Genomic DNA, 18282 nt, shown 5'->3' on the forward strand with positions numbered 1-18282 from the left:
CCGTCCCACTCAATATGCAATGGCTTCTTCTCTTGTCATCCAGAAATGAATGCCGGTGGTGGAATCCATCCATCGGTCTTCGTTAAAGTCTTTTACTTCAACCCACTGTCCTTTCCGATAAACGAAATTTTCATCAACCAGTGACCATGCCTCATCGAACTCCTCCCGGGAGTCAAAACTCTTAATCGTCAGTACCTTAGCCTTATCACATCGGCAGGAAGGAAGTGTCGCCGAAGTTCTTCTGGCATCTGCCGGGATCAGAAGCTGAACCAGCCTGTCATTCACACATTTCTTATATCCGAGAATCGGCCCCGTCTCGGGACAATGCATCCGGAACCATTTTGTATCTTCATCTGAAATAATTCCATTCAGGTTTGCATGCTCCAATACAGCCGAATACAGATTGGCTCCGCAGATATTGCATCCTTCCATATTACATCCCCGCATACATGCGCCGTACATGTCTGCATTTTTGAAATTGACTCCCTTAAGAGAACAGCCATCAAGCCCTGAATTACGAATACTGGAACCAGACATATCTGCCCCGTCCAGTGTAACATCCACAAACAGACACAGTTCAAATCCTATATTGGACAAATCTATGTCTCGCAGATCCATTTCCCGAAACGCCAGCTCTGATAAATCCAGGCGTTCTCCAGATTTACGAAGTGCCAGTTTTTTTATCAGCTCTTCTTTCTTTATTTCTTTCAAGACTTTTCACCTCCTGTGACAAGGGGACGGTTCTCTGTCCTGTTTGCCTACCAACAAGACAGGACAGAGAACCGTCCCCTTTGTCCCAACTATAAATCTACAATTCGTGGTCTGTGATGGGTATAGGGCAGGAATTTTTTAATCAGATCCTGAGTCTTAATCTTTAAATGTGTTGTATTGATTCCGGTATTGCAGACAAAGTATTCTGCTTCTGCTACCTCTTTATCCAGAATAAGCTGTACATAATCATCCTTATCATTTAAAAGACCCACTACACTCGCGGACCCCGGTTTTGTTCCCAGATGCTCCCACATATGCTCCGGTGAGGCAAATGACATATGGGATACTCCCAGCTTCTTGCTGAAGGAAGAAGTATCGAATGCTTTCTCCTCCGGCATTACCAGCAAAAAGAAGCTCGTCTTCTTCTGATTACAGAGAAATACATCCTTGCGAACCGGCGCATTGAAAACCTTACCGATATCCGAGCATTCCTCCATGGATGAGGCCGGATCATTATCCACACGCTCAAATGGAATTCCCAGCTTTGTAAATACTTTATATACTTCCTGTTCCAACGGTACACGCTCTTTTACATTTTCAGGTACCGTTGTCACAATCTCACTAATATACATAGGGTATTTCCTCCATTTCGATTTTGATTTATAATCTTTATTATAAGCGAACAAAATAAAAAAAGAAAGAGGTAGTAATTATGAAATACATTCTTGCATCCGCCTCTCCAAGGCGCAGAGAGCTTTTGACCCAGGCCGGTATCGAATATACAGTAATTCCATCCAAAGTCGAGGAAAAGATCTCAAAAACCATTCCCAGTGATGTTGTTATGGAACTTGCACTCCTGAAAGCGGAAGATGTTTTCGATAGGCATGGAGATGAAGACTGTACGGTGATCGGAGCAGATACTGTCGTTGTTTACAGGAATGAAATTCTTGGGAAACCCGGTGATGAGGAGGAAGCCTGCGATATGCTCTCCATGCTCTCCGACCGGACCCACCAGGTATATACCGGTGTAGCACTGGTATCAATGGAAAATGGACAGAAAAAAGTACGCACATTTTATGAACGTACCGATGTGACCTTCTATCCTGTATCCAGAGGGGAAATTGCCGCATATGCTGCCACGGGTGATCCTTTGGACAAAGCCGGTGCTTACGGAATTCAGGGGCCCTTTGCCGTCCATATCCGTGGTATCGAAGGTGATTATAATAACGTAGTGGGACTTCCTATCGCCAGACTTTATCAGGAACTTAAAAAAGATTGCACAAAGGCGTCTGCACCGAAGTACAAACGCCTTGTCTTTGAAGAGTAATGTCATTCAATCCTTAACTTATCATATTATGCTACTTTAGACTGAGCAACTGCTTCCTCAATTGCCTGACGCATAATTACGATTAATTTATCCACATCTTCCTTTGTTGCTGTAAGAGGCGGAATCATACGGTTTACTTTGTCGCCGATTGCTGTGATCAATGCGTGATGCTTAAATGTATTCCACTTTACATCCATAGCAATCGGTATATCATACTCGCATCCCACCAGAAGTCCGCGTCCTCTTGCCTCAACTACATGCGGAAGTGTTGCCAGCTGTTTTACAAAATAGTCACCAACTTCTTTTGCATTCTCGCTCAGATGGTTGTCTAAGATTTCAGATACAGATGCCAATGCTGCCGCACATGCAATCGGATGACCACCGTATGTAGATCCGTGTGTTCCCGCGCTGAATGCTGCTGCAACTTCTTTTCTTGCACAGCATGCACCGATTGGCATTCCGCCGCCCATAGCTTTTGCCATGGATACTGCATCCGGTTTTACTCCGTAACCCATGAATGCCATTGGAGCTCCAGTACGTCCCCATCCTGTCTGAACTTCATCAAGAAGGAGCAGCATATTGTTATCATCACATAACTTACGGAGACCTTCCATGAATTCCTGAGTTGCCGGATGTACACCGCCTTCCCCCTGTACAGGCTCAATCATAATTGCAATTGTCTTATCTGTAACCTTAGAAGCAAAATCTTCCAGATTATTATATTCTGCATAAACAAATCCCGGTACCATTGGTCCGAATCCTTTATGGATTGCAGAATCCGGCTGTCCTGTTGCAGACATGGAACCAAATGTTCTTCCGTGGAATCCTTCTTTTGCTGTAATGATCTCATATCTTTCAGGTCCGAAATTATCAATACCGTATTTTCTTGCCATTTTGATCATGCATTCGTTTGCCTCTGTACCGGAATTCTGATAGAAAATCTTATCCATTCCGATTGTATCACAGATTTTCTTGGAAAGCAGAGCCTGAGGTACTGTATATGGATAGTTGAATGTATGCATAATATCATCCACCTGATCCTTAACGGCTGCGACAACCTTCGGGTTTCTGTTACCAGGACTGTTAACTGCAACACCACCGTAAAAATCCAGATACGGAGTTCCGTTCTCATCATAGAGATACATTCCCTCTGCCCGTTCTGCAATGAAGTCATATCTTGGATAAGTCTCCACCATATACTTCTTTACCATGTCCTTCAGTTCTTCTGCTGTAAGTCCTGTGTCTTTCAGTTTCATAACAATTCCTCTCCTTCTCACATTTGGATTCTTTCATTAATTCGACAGGTTTTTAACAACCAAAAAAGGGTGCCACGTATCTTATACGCGGCACCCTTGCCTTTGCACATATTAGTTATACTTACGTTTTCTAGCAGCTTCAGATTTCTTTTTACGTCTAACACTTGGTTTTTCGTAATGCTCTCTTTTGCGAATCTCCTGCTGAATACCAGCTTTTGCACAGTTTCTTTTGAATCTGCGTAAAGCGCTATCTAACGTCTCGTTTTCTTTAACGATTACATTTGACATAGTCTCACACCTAACCTCCCCTCCAGCCCTATATTGTGCATCATACGACTGTTCGGGTATATTTTATTGCACTACAAAGATTATAGCACATTTTTCCTATCCGTCAACAATTTTTCACTATTTTCTGGTTTTTTTTATTGTGACATGATTTTATTCGTTGTTTCGATTCGTTTACTAGCCAACCATACCTTCCAGTACTTCTTTTACCTTAGTAATCGCATCATCGATTCCGGCCGGATTCTTACCGCCAGCCTGTGCCATATTCGGACGGCCACCGCCGCCACCGCCTACCAGTCCTGCAATTGCCTTGATCAGGTTGCCTGCGTGTGCTCCCTTTTCAATCGCTCCTGCGGTTGCTGTGGCCATAAGGTTTACCTTACCAGCATTAGCGGATGCGATTACAACAACACCTTCTCCCAGCTTTTCTTTCAGCTGATCGCCAAGGTCACGGAGTCCGTTCATATCCACGTTCTCCACTTTTGTTGCCAGAAGCTTCACTCCATTTACATCCTGAACCTGGCTCATAACATCACCCATAGCACCCTGTGCCAGCTTGCTCTTAAGACTTTCCACCTCACTGTGCAGCGCTTTGTTCTCTGCCATAAGATGAGCAATCTTCTCAGCCAGTTTATCCGGAGATGTTTTCATAAGTCTGGCAGCCTCTGTAAACTTCTGTTCCATCTCATTATAATGGTTCATCAATCCCTTGGAAGTGAGTGCTTCAATTCGGCGAACGCCTGCGGCAACTCCTGTCTCGGAAATAATCTTAAACGCTGTAATTACTCCGGTATTATCTACATGGGTTCCTCCACAGAACTCTTTGGAGAATTCACCCATACTTACTACACGGACGATATCACCGTATTTTTCACCGAAAAGTGCAGCGGCACCTGTTTTCCTTGCCTCTTCAATCGGCATATTTTCAGCTTTTACAGGGAGACATTTTACAATGCTGTCATTCACAATTTCTTCTACCTTACGGATTTCTTCCTCTGTGAGGGCAGAGAAATGCGTAAAGTCAAAACGAAGTCTATTCTCATTAACAGAAGAACCTGCCTGTTCTACATGAGTTCCAAGTACCGTACGAAGAGCCTTCTGAAGCAGATGGGTTGCACTGTGATTTCTTGCGGAAAGTGCACGTTTTTCCTCATTTATCTCAAGGCTTACTTTATCTCCCACCTTAATCATACCGGATACCATATGACCTACATGACCAATCTTACCACCCAGAAGCTTAATCGTATCCTCAACAACGAATTCGCCTTCTGCAGTGCGAATTACACCTGTATCCGCCTCCTGACCACCACTGGTAGCATAAAATGGAGTTTCTTCCACAAAGATAGTTCCCTTATCGCCGTCAGACAATGCATCAACGATCGCATCCTCTGTAGTCAAAACTGTTACCGGTGACTCATAAGTCAGATGTTCGTATCCCACGAATTTACTTGTAACAGACGGATCGATGGACTCATAAATGGTAACATCCGCACCCATATAATTTGTCTCTCCAAAGGTTCCCTTTGCAGTCTCCTTCTGAGCTTCCATTGCCTTCCTGAATCCTTCCTCATCAATCTGAAGGCCTTTTTCCTCCAGAATCTCTTTGGTCAGATCAACCGGGAATCCATAGGTGTCATACAGACGGAATGCTTCCTCACCGGAGAGTATTTTCTCTCCCTTTTTCTCCATCTCCGCTTCCATACCCGCAAGAATAGAAAGTCCCTGATCGATGGTTTTGTTAAACTGTTCTTCTTCTTTTGTAATTACTTTGAAGATGAAATCCTTCTTCTCCTCTAATTCCGGATATCCGTCCTTAGAGCCTTCGATAACTGTAGTAGCGAGCTGTACCAGGAATTCTCCCTGAATGCCAAGAAGTCTTCCATGACGGCAGGCTCTTCTTAACAGACGGCGAAGTACATAGCCACGTCCGGTATTGGATGGCATAATACCGTCTGAAATCATAAATGTCACAGAACGAATGTGGTCTGTAATCACACGAATAGATACATCCGTATCATATTCTTTACCATATTCTGCATTTGCCATACGGCAGACATGCTGACGAAGTGCAAGAAGCGTATCCACATCAAACATGGAATCAACATCCTGAACAACACATGCCAGACGTTCCAGTCCCATACCTGTATCAATGTTTTTCTGCTCCAGCTCTGTATAGTTGTTATGTCCGTCGTTGTCAAACTGGGTAAATACATTGTTCCAGATCTCCATATAACGGTCACATTCGCATCCTACCGTACAATCCGGGCTTCCGCAGCCATATTTTTCTCCACGGTCATAATACACTTCTGAACATGGTCCGCACGGGCCTGATCCATGCTCCCAGAAGTTGTCTTCTTTTCCAAAACGGAAAATTCTGTCTGCCGGGATACCGATATCTTTGTTCCAGATCTCCCATGCCTCATCGTCGTCCTCATATACAGATGGGTACAAACGGTCAGGATCCAGTCCTACCACCTCTGTCAGGAATTCCCATGTCCAGGCAATAGCTTCCTTTTTGAAATAGTCTCCGAAGGAGAAGTTTCCAAGCATCTCAAAGAAAGTACCGTGACGTGCGGTCTTTCCTACATTTTCAATATCTCCGGTACGAATACATTTCTGACAGGTAGTCACACGTTTTCTCGGTGGAATCTCCTGTCCGGTAAAATATGGCTTAAGGGGTGCCATACCGGAATTGATCAATAACAGACTCTTGTCATTGTGCGGCACAAGTGAAAAACTCTTCATTGCCAGATGTCCCTTGCTCTCAAAAAATTCGAGGAACATTCTTCTTAATTCATTTACTCCGTATTTCTGCATCATATCCTCCAATTATTAAAGACAGACTTGTCTATATATTTATTTTGCTGCGATCAGACCTTTTGCTGTCAGCGTCTCTGCACAGAGAACCGCTCCACCTGCAGCACCACGGACAGTATTATGAGACAGACCGATGAATTTGAAATCATACATGCTGTCTTCTCTGAGACGTCCGATGGATACACCCATTCCACGTTCATAATCTACATCCAGTGACACCTGCGGACGGTTGTCTTCTTCCAGATACTGAATAAACTGCTTCGGTGCACTTGGAAGTTCTGCCTCCTGTGGGAATCCCTTATAAGCTACCAGCTTCTCAATCAGTTGTTCTTTGGTCGGTTTTTTCTCAAAATTAATAAATACTGCTGCTGTATGTCCATTCAGTACCGGCACACGCACACACTGGCAGGTAATCTTTGGAAGCTCTGCCTTTACAATCTGTCCATTTTCCACATGTCCAAGAACACGAAGCGGCTCCTGCTCACTCTTTTCTTCCTCACCACCGATATACGGAATGATATTCTCTACCATTTCCGGCCAGTCCTTAAATGTCTTACCGGCACCGGAAATTGCCTGATAAGTGGTAACCACCAATTCCTTCGGTCCGAATTCCTTCCATGCTGCCAGGCATGGTGCATAACTCTGAATCGAACAGTTCGGTTTCACTGCAATGTATCCTCTGGTTGTACCCAGACGTTTCTTCTGATCTGCAATTACATCAAAGTGCTCCGGGTTAATCTCCGGCACTACCATCGGAACATCCGGTGTCCATCTGTGGGCACTGTTATTGGATACGACCGGCGTCTCTGTCTTCGCATAAGCCTCTTCAATTGCCTTGATCTCATCCTTACTCATATCTACAGCACTGAATACAAAATCAACTGTAGAAGCAACCTTCTCCACTTCATTTACATTCAGTACGACCAGTTTCTTCACAGCTTCCGGCATCGGTGTAGTCATTTTCCAGCGGTCCCCAACTGCTTCCTCATAAGTTTTTCCGGCAGAACGCGGGCTCGCCGCCACTGTCACTACCTCAAACCATGGATGATTCTCCAGCAGTGCAATAAAACGCTGTCCAACCATACCTGTTGCTCCCAAGATACCTACTTTCAATTTCTGTTCCATAGCACTCTTCTCCTCTGTCTCATTTCTTTAATGTATAGAATATACCTCTTTTTTAATATTCACGCAAATATTTTTTATATATTTTTATCACTTCCGTCATTGCTTTCTTTCCCGGAGCTCCAATCGTCACCCTCTTATTCACACAGGTATCCATCCGGATTGCCTCGTAAATATCTTCCTCAAATACCGGAGAAATGCTCTTGAATTCCTCCAGAGTCATATCATCCAGTGCAATTCCTTTCTCGATGCAGTAAAGAACCAGCTGTCCCACGATTCCATGAGCATCACGGAAAGCAACCCCATGATTTACCAGATAATCTGCCGCATCAGTAGCATTGGTAAAGCCATTTTTCGCACTGGTTTCCATGTTATTTTTCTTAAACTGCATAGTTCTCAGCATACCGGTGAATAAAGCCAGACATCCCTTTGCCGTATCAATGGCATCAAATGTCATCTCCTTATCTTCCTGCATGTCTTTATTGTAGGCAAGCGGTATTCCCTTCATCGTTGTCAACAGTGACATGAGGGCACCATATACCCGACCTGTCTTACCGCGAACAAGCTCTGCAATATCCGGATTCTTCTTCTGGGGCATAATACTGCTTCCGGTGCTGTACGCATCGTCGATTTCCACAAACTGATATTCATTGGAATTCCAGATAATGACTTCCTCTGAAAAACGGCTCAGATGCATCATAACAATAGATAAAGCTGAGAGAAACTCTATCAGATAGTCTCTGTCAGACACACCGTCAATACTATTCAGTGTCGGCCCGTCAAAGCCCAAAAGCTTTGCCGTATATTCGCGGTCCAGCGGATAAGTCGTTCCTGCCAGAGCACCGGATCCCAGCGGACAGGTATTCATACGTCTGTAAATATCGCGCATTCTCTCATGGTCTCTTTTGAACATCTCAAAATAAGCTCCCATGTGATGTGCCAGTGTGATAGGCTGTGCCTTCTGAAGATGGGTAAATCCCGGCATAAACGTCTCTGTATTATCTTCCATAATCGACAGAATCGCACGAAGAAGCTCTTCGATCAGATTGTCGATCAGGTGAACCTCATCTCTTGTGTAAAGCTTCATATCCAAAGCTACCTGGTCATTCCTGCTTCGTCCTGTATGGAGCTTCTTGCCCGGCTCTCCGATGCGGTCGATCAGGGTTGCTTCCACAAAACTGTGAATATCCTCATATTTCTCTGATATTTCCAGTTTTCCCCGCTCAACATCTGCCAGAATGCCCTCCAGTCCATCAATAATCTTCTCTTTATCTGTATCAGTCAAAATGCCCTGTTTTGCAAGCATCATGACATGTGCAATACTTCCCTTAATATCCTGTGCATACAATTTCCTGTCAAAGGAAATAGATGCATTAAAGTTATATACCAACTGATCGGTTTCTTTCGTAAACCGTCCGCCCCATAACTGTGCCATATGGAATCTCCTTTCATTCTTCATCAGTAAAATTCAGCTATACATTTTACCATATTTTCCTTAAAATGAAAATATTTATTTCAAAGTTTCTTATTTATAATGCAGAATGACGTTTTTGAACCTCGGCATAGGAAAATTCGCATCCACAATAATCCTGACGATAAAGCCCGAATTCTTTTGAAAGCTCAACAGAACGTTTATATCCATTCTTCTTTTTGAAATCTGATACCAGATACTCTACGCCACATTCTTTTCCGATTTTCACACCGATTTCATTCAGCTTCTGAGCATTTTTCAGGGGACTGATACTTAGTGTCGTCGTAAAAAAATCATATCCGCCAGCTTTTGCAAGCTCTGCCGTTTCTCTTAAGCGAAGCTCATAGCATCGAAAGCACCTTGTACCGCCTTCTTTCATATCCTCCATTCCTTCTGCCATCCGGTAAAAGCGATCCCTGTCGTAATTTCCCGCTGCAAAACTGATGGGATGCTTCACCTCCATAGAGGAAATCAATGTCTGCTGCTCCACGATCCGTTTGGTATACTCACTCTCAGGATATATATTCGGATTATAATAAAAAACAGTTATCTCAAAATACTGACTCAGATACTCAAGCACATAGCTGCTGCATGGAGCACAACAGCTGTGAAGCAAAAGCCTCGGAACTTCTCCGCTTTTTTCCAGTCGTTCGATAATTTTGTCAAGCTCCTTCTGATAATTCACACCATTTCTCTCCTTGTGTATAAGATGCATTTTCCCGAATCCTGTCATATCAGTATATGGTATTTTCATGTCCTGTGCAAGCACTCATTCTCTATTTTGGCATACATTGTTATATGCCATTTATCTTCAAAGAAAATGAAGCCTCCGGCGGATTGCCGAGGCATACTTGAATTCCAGATTCAGGAGGTTTTTATGGAACAGATACTCGAGCTTCGGCACATACACTATGCCTACCACAATATGGACGGAGAAACTCCTGCCCTTGTCGATATTTCCTTCGCTATGAAAGAAGGAGAATTCGTGGCTGTCGTCGGTCCTTCCGGATGTGGAAAATCTACACTCCTGTCCCTGATTGCGGGACTTTTGGAACCGGAAAAAGGAATCATCAAAATTAATGGAAAATACCTGCGGGAAAGTACCACTAATGTTGGCTACATGCTGCAGCATGACCAGTTGTTTGAGTGGCGAACAATATACAATAATGTTGTTCTGGGGCTGGAGGTACAACACATGCTCACCACCCGGACCAAAGCCAAAGCTCATGAGCTTCTGGACATCTATGGTCTGAAACAGTTCGAAAATTCCAGGCCATCCGAACTTTCCGGAGGAATGCGCCAGCGTGCTGCTCTTGTCCGTACTCTGGTTCTGGAGCCGGATATTCTTCTTCTGGATGAACCATTCTCTGCACTGGACTATCAGACCCGCCTTAAAGTAGGAGATGATATCGGACAGATCATCCGTCATGAAAAGAAGACTGCGATTCTGGTTACACATGACCTGTCAGAGGCCATATCTCTTGCCGACCGTGTCATCATCCTTACCAGCCGTCCTGCCACCATCTGTCAAACAGTACCACTGATATTCAATCTTGAAATGGATACTCCGCTAAACCGCAGAAACGCGCCGGAATTTAAAAATTATTTTAACCTGATATGGAAGGAGCTGAACAGCAATGAGTGAACTTTCCGCTGGTCAGCAGCATTATCTGAACCAGCAGCTCCGACACAGAAGAATTGTCAGTGTATCCCGCATTTTTATCCTGCTGAGCTTTCTGTTTCTCTGGGAATTTACTGCCAATGTCGGAATCATAGATTCCTTCATTTTCAGCAGTCCATCGAAGATTGCCCTGTGCTTCTGGTCCATGGTACTGGACAGGAGTATCTTCCTTCACATCGGTGTGACACTATATGAGACTCTTATAAGCTTTATGCTGGTCACTGCTGTCAGTCTCTGTATGGCGGTTACACTCTGGTTCAGTCCAAAACTTTCCGAGATTCTGGATCCATATCTGGTAGTGCTGAACAGTCTTCCGAAATCAGCCCTGGCTCCTCTTCTCATCGTATGGCTTGGCGCTACGCGGACCACCATCATAGTAGCCGGAATGTCAGTCGCCATCTTCGGAAGTATACTGAATCTATACAGCAGTTTTACCACCGTAGACCCGGAAAAAATCAAACTGATCTACACACTTCACGGCAGTCGATTCCATGCACTGACTAAGGTTGTAATCCCCAGCTCCGTTTCCGCAATCATCAGTACCATGAAGGTTAATATCGGACTTTGTCTGGTTGGTGTCATCATCGGAGAATTTCTAGCTGCAAGAAACGGTCTTGGGTATCTCATCATCTATGCCAGCCAGACCTTTAAACTTGACTGGCTCCTGATGTCCATTGTTCTCTTGTGTATCATGGCAATGGTACTGTACTCACTGATTAGCCTATTAGAAAAACTATACCAGAAACGTTTCTGATTTTATCATCAACATTCACATTTTACCGACAAATAATTGCATTATTTCACAATCCTTGTTATGATAAATAAAAGAAACGGAGGCGGAATATATGTCAGAAAATCATACAGAAGAAAAACTTGTTGAAAATACAATACCTGAAGAAGTTACGAATAAAGACATTACACCTGTTGAACAGACCGAAAACGAGACAGTCTCAGAAGAGACTCCTGCAAAGACGGCTGTTGAAGAGACTCCTGACAGGGAAGACTCTGCAAAAAAGGAAGACACCGTTCAGTATGTGAAAAGCTGTCCTTTCCAGGATGATTTCGATCTGGAGGATCATGCACAGACGCTGTCAAGAGACGATTATATTATCCGGCGCCTCCGGGATGAAGATTTGCTGGAATACCTTAAAATGCAGGAACGAAAAGAAGAAAAACTGCGCGCTGAAAAAGAACTGCGAAACTCCAGGATTTTCTTCCTTATCCAGATTGCCATCATTGCAGTTGCCGTAGTTCTGATCGTATGGTTCCTGAAGGACAACCCGACGGTTCTGACCAATATACTTTATATCGGCGGTATCCTTCTGGCTATGTGGTTCTGGAAACATTCCTCTGACAAACCTGATAAATAAACACCCGGGGTTCAGAACCGTCCCCCCCATAATGTACCGGTATAGACGATAAAATTGATTCCATAAACAACTTGAAAAAGTTCATAAAAATTTAGCATTTTAAGGAATTGATTTTTTTCTGTAAATTGCATATAATAAAAGTGCAGATAAAATATCTGTGTAGCGGTTAGAGCGTCCAGTTAAAATGCTCGTTTAAAAGCGGTTAGATTGTCCAATTAAAACAATCGGTTAACAGCAGTGGGTGGAGTAATCCACCCGCTTTTTACTTTTAGGAGGATCTATGGATTGGTACGTTGTTGATAAAAAATACATAAACTACCTGACACAGTTTGATTCACGTGTCGGATATGTTGAATATGGGGAACGTTTGAAACTCCATGTAGGAATTCTTCTTACAATCGGAGATTTCCATTACTATGTCCCTATTTCTTCCGCAAAACCAAAACATCAGAAGATGTCAAACAGTCTGGACTTCCACAAACTACAGGATGACTCCACTGGATACCTTTATGCTGTGCTAAATATCAACAACATGATTCCGGTTCCTGACAACTGCCTTACACAGTTGAAATATAATCAGGTAGAAAATTTCCGTTCTTTCAAAAATGACAAGGAAAAAACCGACTACATTTACCTTCTCCAGAAAGAAAAAGCCCTAATTGATAATGTTCAGGATACTCTGCAAAACAAAGCTATGAAATTATATCAAAAGTGTATTTTCAAACCGAATTCCTCCCTTGCTGCGAGATGCTGTAATTTCAGAATATTGGAAGAAAAATGCAGTTCTTATTCCAATACATTCTGACCCTACATTGCATTCAGATAATCCAGAATCTCTTCCATTCCCGCATCACTAAAGGGATATTTGGAGGTTACTTTTTCCGCTTTCGACACGTCATAACACTCCGGTCCTTCCCATACAGTCAGAAGAAACATATCCCCTTCTTCCTCAGTAATTTTCTCAATACGATAATTCATCTTTCCCTTGCTTCCGCTGAACTTTGATTTTTTATAAAAAGCCAGCGGAAACAACATCTGTCTCGTAATTGCCATAAAACTCCTCCTATCCACACACAGTTTTGATCATAGAATTTTATATTTCAAATACTTCCATATCATCCGGAACATACAGATTGCCAGTATAATATTCCTGACCTTCTTTTGTGTACAGTTCTTTTCTGTGTAGGATATTCTTATCTTCCGTATGATAAAGAATCAGATTCGGTATTTCAAGCTTCTGCGCTGTTTCACAGGCCTCCCGGACCGTACTGTGATGCTTTTCATATGGCTTAAAGATATCTGCCTCGCCGTATAAACAAAAAGCCTCATGCATCAGCCAGTCACTGCCCTTTACATACTCATAATCCGCCTCATTATAAGGCTCGTCCCCTGCACAGGTAAATTTATTTCCGTCAGGTAGCTGCATGGTAAATCCATACTGTTTCGCCTTAGTAGAATAAATATCAAAAAAAGTTACCTGACAGCCAAGTATTTCCCTTGTCTCACCGGCAGCAACCGGTATCAGAAGGATTCTTTCTCCAATGTGCTTACACACTTTTTTCTGAATTGTCAGAGAAGTGATTGTCTTAAGTGTATCTACCAGACCTTCATGACAATAAATACGAAGTTCACCCTCGTAACTTCCCTTATTCATTCCCTGTCCAACCATACGGATAATCCAAATCAACCCCAGGAGATGATCGATATGTTCGTGGGTAAGAAATATATCATGAATCTGTGACAATGGAATTCCTGCATCCTTAAGTCTTTTCAAAATCTGATTACCACCGCCTGCATCAACCAGAAAATGCGCATCCTCTTTTGAAAATGCAAAACAGGTATTGTAACACTCCGTCACAGCTGCATTGCCGGTTCCTAAAATCGTAAGTCTCATAAATCATCCCGCCTTCTCTTCTTTTCTCAGCCAAGTATACCACAAACTCAGAAAAGAATATAAAAAATTATAAAAAAATGTTGCAAATCCTGCCAAATAAGTTATAATAATATCTGTGACTGCCACAGGGCAGTACGTAAGCTGGAATAGCTCAGTCGGTAGAGCACTTCACTCGTAATGAAGGGGTCGTCGGTTCAAGTCCGATTTCCAGCTTTTTCTAAAAGGAGTCATTGCAAAATAGCAATGGCTCCTTTTAAATATTCAGAGTCTCACACATATAGTACTAAAATAATTCTTTTTCATATAATTCTTCTGGATATTTCATCTTTTTAATATTGCTCACATAAATCCCACCATATTCCAAGGGTATATCCATATTTTCTAATTCCAATCGCTTTTTAAGTTCTTTTTTTCTTTTTTCTTCTGTTGCTACATTAATTGTATTTCTAATACCTTTTACCACATCTTCAAATAAGTGTATCGGCATTCCGATCCCAACTTCACCGTCTTCGGCACCTGTCGAAATCCGCGCCCCCATACACAACATAGAAATATTAATATCATTCATAAAATAAGGTCGTGCTATTAAGTCAGAACATAATCCCTGATTTCCTATCATACCAATATTCTCTGCACGGCCATGATAATAAGTGTATCCCTGCATTACGCGCATTGCCTGCCATGTGTCACACAAAAACAGTGCCACATCTGCACCATCCATCTTTTCCAGCGGCCCCATAACTATTCCATATATTTTTTGGTTGATTGCACACAGGCCATTTTGTGCCTGACGCGCAATTGCCATGTCTGCATATAAACCAAATTCATAATACTCTCTTCCAGAACCGATGAAGGATGGAGTTTGCTTCATTCCCAATAAATGTGGCCCTCCCTGACAGGAAAAGCATCCATTTTTTGCTTTCACAAACTTACCTTTCATGGCCTGTGCAGCAAGACCACATAATGTCATTTTGATTTCCAACTGTTCGGCCGGACAATCATCATATTCTTCTCTGATATACAGATATTTAATCCCTATAATCTTTCTTTTAAGATTCAACACTATTCTGCATTCTTTTGTTAAATCATTATACATTTTGTCACCTCTGCTCAGTTATACCAAACGAAATCTGTTGCAAAAACTTTTTTGTACGTTCATTTTTAGGATGATTGAATACCTCTTGAGGCGTCCCTTCTTCAATTATAATTCCTTCATCCATAAAAAGAACTCTATCCGCAACCTCTTGTGCAAATCTCATTTCATGTGTTACTATAATCATCGTACGTTTATGAGCTTTCGCCATTTTACGAATAAGATCTAATATGCCCGTAACTAATTCTGGATCCAGAGATGATGTCGGTTCATCAAACAAAATCACTTTCGGATTTACTGCCATTGCTCTTGCGATGCCTACTCTCTGTTGTTGTCCACCGGATAATCTGGATGGATACTCATTCAATTTATCCATAAGACCTACCTGTTCCAGATATGTTAAAGCAATCTCTCTTGCCTCTTCCTTTTTTATTTTCTGCACAGACGTCATAGGAATCATAACATTTTGCAAAACAGTTTTATTTTTAAACACATTATAATTCTGAAATACCATTGAGGTTTTCTTTCTCAATGCAATTTTTTCTCTTTCGCTGAATTTTTGTGCATCTATTTTAACACCATCTATTTCAATAGTACCTTTATTAGGAAACTCTATGCAGTTCAAGCACCGCAGAAAAGTAGATTTTCCCATACCTGACGGACCGATTATAACAATTACTTCACCCTGTTTTGCTGTAAAATCAATCCCTTTTAACACATGCAAATCACCAAAATATTTATGTAGATTGTTTACTCTTATCATTCTATTTCTCCATTTTTCTTCTTTTGATATAAAACAGGAGACACATATTCCTTACCCAGTTTTCCATAGTGAAGTTTATCATCTATTACGATTCCCAACTCATCCGGTGTGTCTAACCGGCTTCTAATAGCTTCTTTTCGCTCAGGATATTCAATATAATTGAGCGTTTTAATCATTCCATCTACAAGTGGAATAAATTGCTGAATCGGGACTCCTACACCCATCTCATCGTCTCTCCATCCACATACTTTTCTTGTTCCTGCACAAAGAACAGAAAAATTAAGATCATTCTGCTCAAATGGTGCTGCGGTCAAATCTGCACATACACCTTGATTTCCTGCCATATGTATATGTTTTGGAACGCCATATTTATATGAATAAGCTTCCACAACCCGCATTAACTGATATGCATTAACCATAAAAACAGCCACATCCGCATCTTCTACTTCTTTTAATGGTCCTATTTCTATTCCATATATCGAATGCTTTATCCTTGAAATATCTCTGGTTACAGACTTGGCAACTGCCCTGCTTTCATAAAGGTTTATACTATAATAACGTTCCCCCGATTCAACACAATCCATTTCTTCTACAACACCTAAAGCTTCTGCTGCGCATCTGCATCCAAAATTTTCTGCCTTTGCTTTGAAATGCTTTCCACTCATTGCACTTTTTACCATCATACAATAACTTGTTTTTTTACCATATTCTTCACTTTCTAATGACTGGTAATCATCCTCGAAATATAAAAACCGAACTCCGATAATTTCTCTTTCCAGGCCAAGCATTTTACTTAAATAATCCACATACTTCTTCATACTATTCTCCTTATAAATAACGGCAAATCCGAACTTCCATGCGTTTTATACATTTATCAATCAACACAAGTACAATCCAATACACGATTCCTACTGCAATATATGCTTCCATAAATTTCAGTGCAGATCCTCCCAAAATTTTTGCCTGAGAAAGAAGTTCTATAACACCTACTGTAAATCCAATTGCTGTATTTTTAATCATGGCTATAAACGAATTACCAAGTGAAGGAAATGCTGCAATAAACGCCTGGGGTAATATAATTTCTTTATACATTGCAAAAGAACTCATTCCAATTGACATAGCAGCTTCCTTCTGCCCCTTATCCACAGACAGTAAGCCTCCTCTAATCGTCTCTGCTATAAATGCAGACGAATTCATAGCAATTGTAATTACTAACGATACGCTCGCAGGTATGCCTTTCATACAGTCAATCAACTGTGGCATACCAAAATAAAAAATAAACAATTGTGTAATATAAGGTGTTGACCGAAAATAAGAAATATAAATACCGGCTAAGTTCTTTATTATTTTGTTTTTAGACGTATAACAAATCTCCAGTATCATTCCCAAAACAAAGGCTATCAAAAATGCTATTATCCCCAAATATAAAGTATATGGAATCTTTTTTACCAGTTTAGGAAAACAGGAAATGAAAAAAGAAACATCAAATCTCATAATTATCTCCTTTAAATATAAATAAAGGTAGCCATAAAGACTACCTTCTTAACCACCTATTCAGCAGAAACCTGTGTTACATCACGTCCATAGAACTTATTTGAAAGATCACTAAGCGTTCCGTCTTTCTGCATTTCTTTAATAGCTGTATTGAATGCTTCAATGATTTCCGGATCTGCATCTTTCGCAAATGGCCATGCCTGATAATCAATAATGATCGGATCACCAATCAATTTAAAATCATATTCACCTTTTTCCATTACAGAGTCAAATGATAATTCGGTAATTGGAAATGCGTCAAAATGTCCTACTTCTAATTCCTCATATGGGCTTCCGGTAGTTTCCACACATTCAATCTTTTTATCATCTGCAAGATCAGCATTGTATGCATCAAAGAAATCCTGAAGAACTGTTCCAAACTGGATACATACTTTTCTTCCCTGAAGATCGTCTACTGATTCAGCAGCATCATCTGAACGAACACACATTCTAATCGCATTCTCTGCGTAAATGTCTGTAAATGTATATGTCTTTTCACGTTCCGGTGTTACAGAAATCTGACCAACAATTGTATCATAGATACCACTGTCTATTCCACCAAACATTGCTGTATAATCATCAGACAGTTCCCATTTAATTGTAAGCCCAGCTCTCTTTGCAACTTCTTTAATCGCCTCAACTTCAAACCCTGTTAAATCCCCATTATCATCAGTGTATGAAATTGGATAAAATGATCCTGTTGCAACTACGGTGATTTCTTTTGCTTCTTCCGTTTCTTCTTTTGTTTCTTCTGTTGCTTCCGTTGCCTCTTCAGGCTGTGCCTCCTCTTTTGAGCCGCATGCTGCCATACTTAATACCATAGCCCCAGCTAACAGCACACTTAAAATTCTTTTTCTCATGTTTTCCTCCTTGAATACCCGTTTAAGTGTAACAGCCTTATTGTATCTCTTCTTTTCACCTTTGTCTAATCACTATTTTTGATAAATATCTTTATTTAT

Annotated in this window: 20 protein-coding genes and 1 tRNA gene; 6 read left to right on the top strand and 15 right to left on the bottom strand. The window is 41.5% G+C overall.

Translation table 11 applies throughout. The annotated features are described in order from the left end of the window. Positions 1 to 9: 9 nt before the first annotated feature. Complete coding sequence (locus ACQRCC_RS01150) at positions 10 to 711, bottom strand: pentapeptide repeat-containing protein (protein ID WP_427848973.1); 702 nt, start codon at positions 709 to 711, stop codon at positions 10 to 12. An 89-nt stretch (positions 712 to 800) separates the two neighbouring features. Further along, positions 801 to 1343, bottom strand: a complete 543-nt coding sequence (locus ACQRCC_RS01155; protein WP_427848974.1) for a prolyl-tRNA synthetase associated domain-containing protein — start codon at positions 1341 to 1343, stop codon at positions 801 to 803. 77 nt (positions 1344 to 1420) lie between these two features. Between ACQRCC_RS01155 and ACQRCC_RS01160 the strand changes: the two genes are divergently transcribed. After that, complete coding sequence (locus tag ACQRCC_RS01160; protein ID WP_427849090.1) at positions 1421 to 2038, top strand: Maf family protein; 618 nt, start codon at positions 1421 to 1423, stop codon at positions 2036 to 2038. Between the two features lie 26 nt (positions 2039 to 2064). Here ACQRCC_RS01160 and ACQRCC_RS01165 read toward each other — a convergent pair whose 3' ends face one another. The 6 genes from ACQRCC_RS01165 to ACQRCC_RS01190 all read right to left on the bottom strand — a co-directional run bounded on the left by ACQRCC_RS01165 (position 2065) and on the right by ACQRCC_RS01190 (position 9704). Continuing rightward, positions 2065 to 3294, bottom strand: coding sequence for an aspartate aminotransferase family protein (locus ACQRCC_RS01165; protein WP_427848975.1), 1230 nt, complete (start codon positions 3292 to 3294; stop codon positions 2065 to 2067). A gap of 111 nt (positions 3295 to 3405) precedes the next feature. After that, positions 3406 to 3582, bottom strand: a complete 177-nt coding sequence (rpsU, locus tag ACQRCC_RS01170) for a 30S ribosomal protein S21 (RefSeq protein ID WP_004054229.1) — start codon at positions 3580 to 3582, stop codon at positions 3406 to 3408. Positions 3583 to 3756: 174 nt separating this feature from the next. Beyond that, entirely contained in the window at positions 3757 to 6396 is a 2640-nt protein-coding gene (alaS, locus tag ACQRCC_RS01175) for an alanine--tRNA ligase (RefSeq protein ID WP_427849091.1), read from the bottom strand. Between the two features lie 39 nt (positions 6397 to 6435). Next, entirely contained in the window at positions 6436 to 7521 is a 1086-nt protein-coding gene (gene asd / locus ACQRCC_RS01180) for an aspartate-semialdehyde dehydrogenase (RefSeq protein WP_427848976.1), read from the bottom strand. A gap of 52 nt (positions 7522 to 7573) precedes the next feature. Beyond that, the gene (gene argH, locus ACQRCC_RS01185; protein WP_427848977.1) at positions 7574 to 8953 is read right to left on the bottom strand and encodes an argininosuccinate lyase; all 1380 of its coding nucleotides are present in this window, start codon (positions 8951 to 8953) and stop codon (positions 7574 to 7576) included. Between the two features lie 94 nt (positions 8954 to 9047). Continuing rightward, positions 9048 to 9704, bottom strand: coding sequence for an epoxyqueuosine reductase QueH (locus ACQRCC_RS01190; RefSeq protein ID WP_427848978.1), 657 nt, complete (start codon positions 9702 to 9704; stop codon positions 9048 to 9050). 162 nt (positions 9705 to 9866) lie between these two features. Between ACQRCC_RS01190 and ACQRCC_RS01195 the strand changes: the two genes are divergently transcribed. From ACQRCC_RS01195 to ACQRCC_RS01210, 4 genes are all read left to right on the top strand, one after another. Further along, on the top strand, positions 9867 to 10634 hold the full coding sequence (locus tag ACQRCC_RS01195; protein ID WP_427848979.1) for an ABC transporter ATP-binding protein: 768 nt from the start codon (positions 9867 to 9869) through the stop codon (positions 10632 to 10634). Further along, a complete protein-coding gene (locus tag ACQRCC_RS01200) occupies positions 10627 to 11424 on the top strand; it encodes an ABC transporter permease (RefSeq protein ID WP_427848980.1) in 798 nt (265 codons plus the stop codon). The genes ACQRCC_RS01195 and ACQRCC_RS01200 overlap by 8 nt, the downstream gene beginning before the upstream one ends. A gap of 91 nt (positions 11425 to 11515) precedes the next feature. Next, complete coding sequence (locus ACQRCC_RS01205; protein WP_427848981.1) at positions 11516 to 12040, top strand: hypothetical protein; 525 nt, start codon at positions 11516 to 11518, stop codon at positions 12038 to 12040. A gap of 280 nt (positions 12041 to 12320) precedes the next feature. After that, complete coding sequence (locus ACQRCC_RS01210) at positions 12321 to 12845, top strand: type III toxin-antitoxin system ToxN/AbiQ family toxin (RefSeq protein ID WP_427848982.1); 525 nt, start codon at positions 12321 to 12323, stop codon at positions 12843 to 12845. A gap of 2 nt (positions 12846 to 12847) precedes the next feature. Here ACQRCC_RS01210 and ACQRCC_RS01215 read toward each other — a convergent pair whose 3' ends face one another. Together ACQRCC_RS01215 and ACQRCC_RS01220 are read right to left on the bottom strand one after the other, a co-directional pair. Then, positions 12848 to 13093, bottom strand: coding sequence for a hypothetical protein (locus ACQRCC_RS01215; protein WP_427848983.1), 246 nt, complete (start codon positions 13091 to 13093; stop codon positions 12848 to 12850). Between the two features lie 40 nt (positions 13094 to 13133). Then, positions 13134 to 13934, bottom strand: a complete 801-nt coding sequence (locus tag ACQRCC_RS01220; protein WP_427848984.1) for an MBL fold metallo-hydrolase — start codon at positions 13932 to 13934, stop codon at positions 13134 to 13136. A gap of 140 nt (positions 13935 to 14074) precedes the next feature. Here ACQRCC_RS01220 and ACQRCC_RS01225 point away from each other — a divergent pair. After that, positions 14075 to 14147: transfer RNA gene (locus ACQRCC_RS01225), tRNA-Thr, on the top strand. Positions 14148 to 14217: 70 nt separating this feature from the next. On the opposite strand, the gene ACQRCC_RS01230 is transcribed toward ACQRCC_RS01225, so the two are convergent. The 5 genes from ACQRCC_RS01230 to ACQRCC_RS01250 are packed head-to-tail and all read right to left on the bottom strand — an operon-like array spanning position 14218 to position 18183. Continuing rightward, entirely contained in the window at positions 14218 to 15030 is an 813-nt protein-coding gene (locus tag ACQRCC_RS01230; protein WP_427848985.1) for a DUF169 domain-containing protein, read from the bottom strand. Positions 15031 to 15034: 4 nt separating this feature from the next. Beyond that, positions 15035 to 15790 (bottom strand): amino acid ABC transporter ATP-binding protein, encoded by a 756-nt coding sequence (locus ACQRCC_RS01235; RefSeq protein WP_427848986.1) that lies wholly within the window; start codon positions 15788 to 15790, stop codon positions 15035 to 15037. Continuing rightward, a complete protein-coding gene (locus ACQRCC_RS01240; protein WP_427848987.1) occupies positions 15787 to 16596 on the bottom strand; it encodes a DUF169 domain-containing protein in 810 nt (269 codons plus the stop codon). Before ACQRCC_RS01240 ends, ACQRCC_RS01235 begins: the two co-directional genes overlap by 4 nt. 22 nt (positions 16597 to 16618) lie before the next feature. After that, a complete protein-coding gene (locus ACQRCC_RS01245) occupies positions 16619 to 17284 on the bottom strand; it encodes an amino acid ABC transporter permease (RefSeq protein WP_427848988.1) in 666 nt (221 codons plus the stop codon). A gap of 56 nt (positions 17285 to 17340) precedes the next feature. Next, positions 17341 to 18183 carry a transporter substrate-binding domain-containing protein gene (locus ACQRCC_RS01250; RefSeq protein ID WP_427848989.1) on the bottom strand — a complete coding sequence of 281 codons (843 nt, stop codon included), beginning with the start codon at positions 18181 to 18183 and terminating at the stop codon, positions 17341 to 17343. Positions 18184 to 18282 lie beyond the last annotated feature (99 nt).

The sequence above is a fragment of the Sporofaciens sp. SGI.106 genome (assembly GCF_050314255.1).
In the GTDB taxonomy this organism is placed as follows: Bacteria; Bacillota; Clostridia; order Lachnospirales; family Lachnospiraceae; genus Claveliimonas.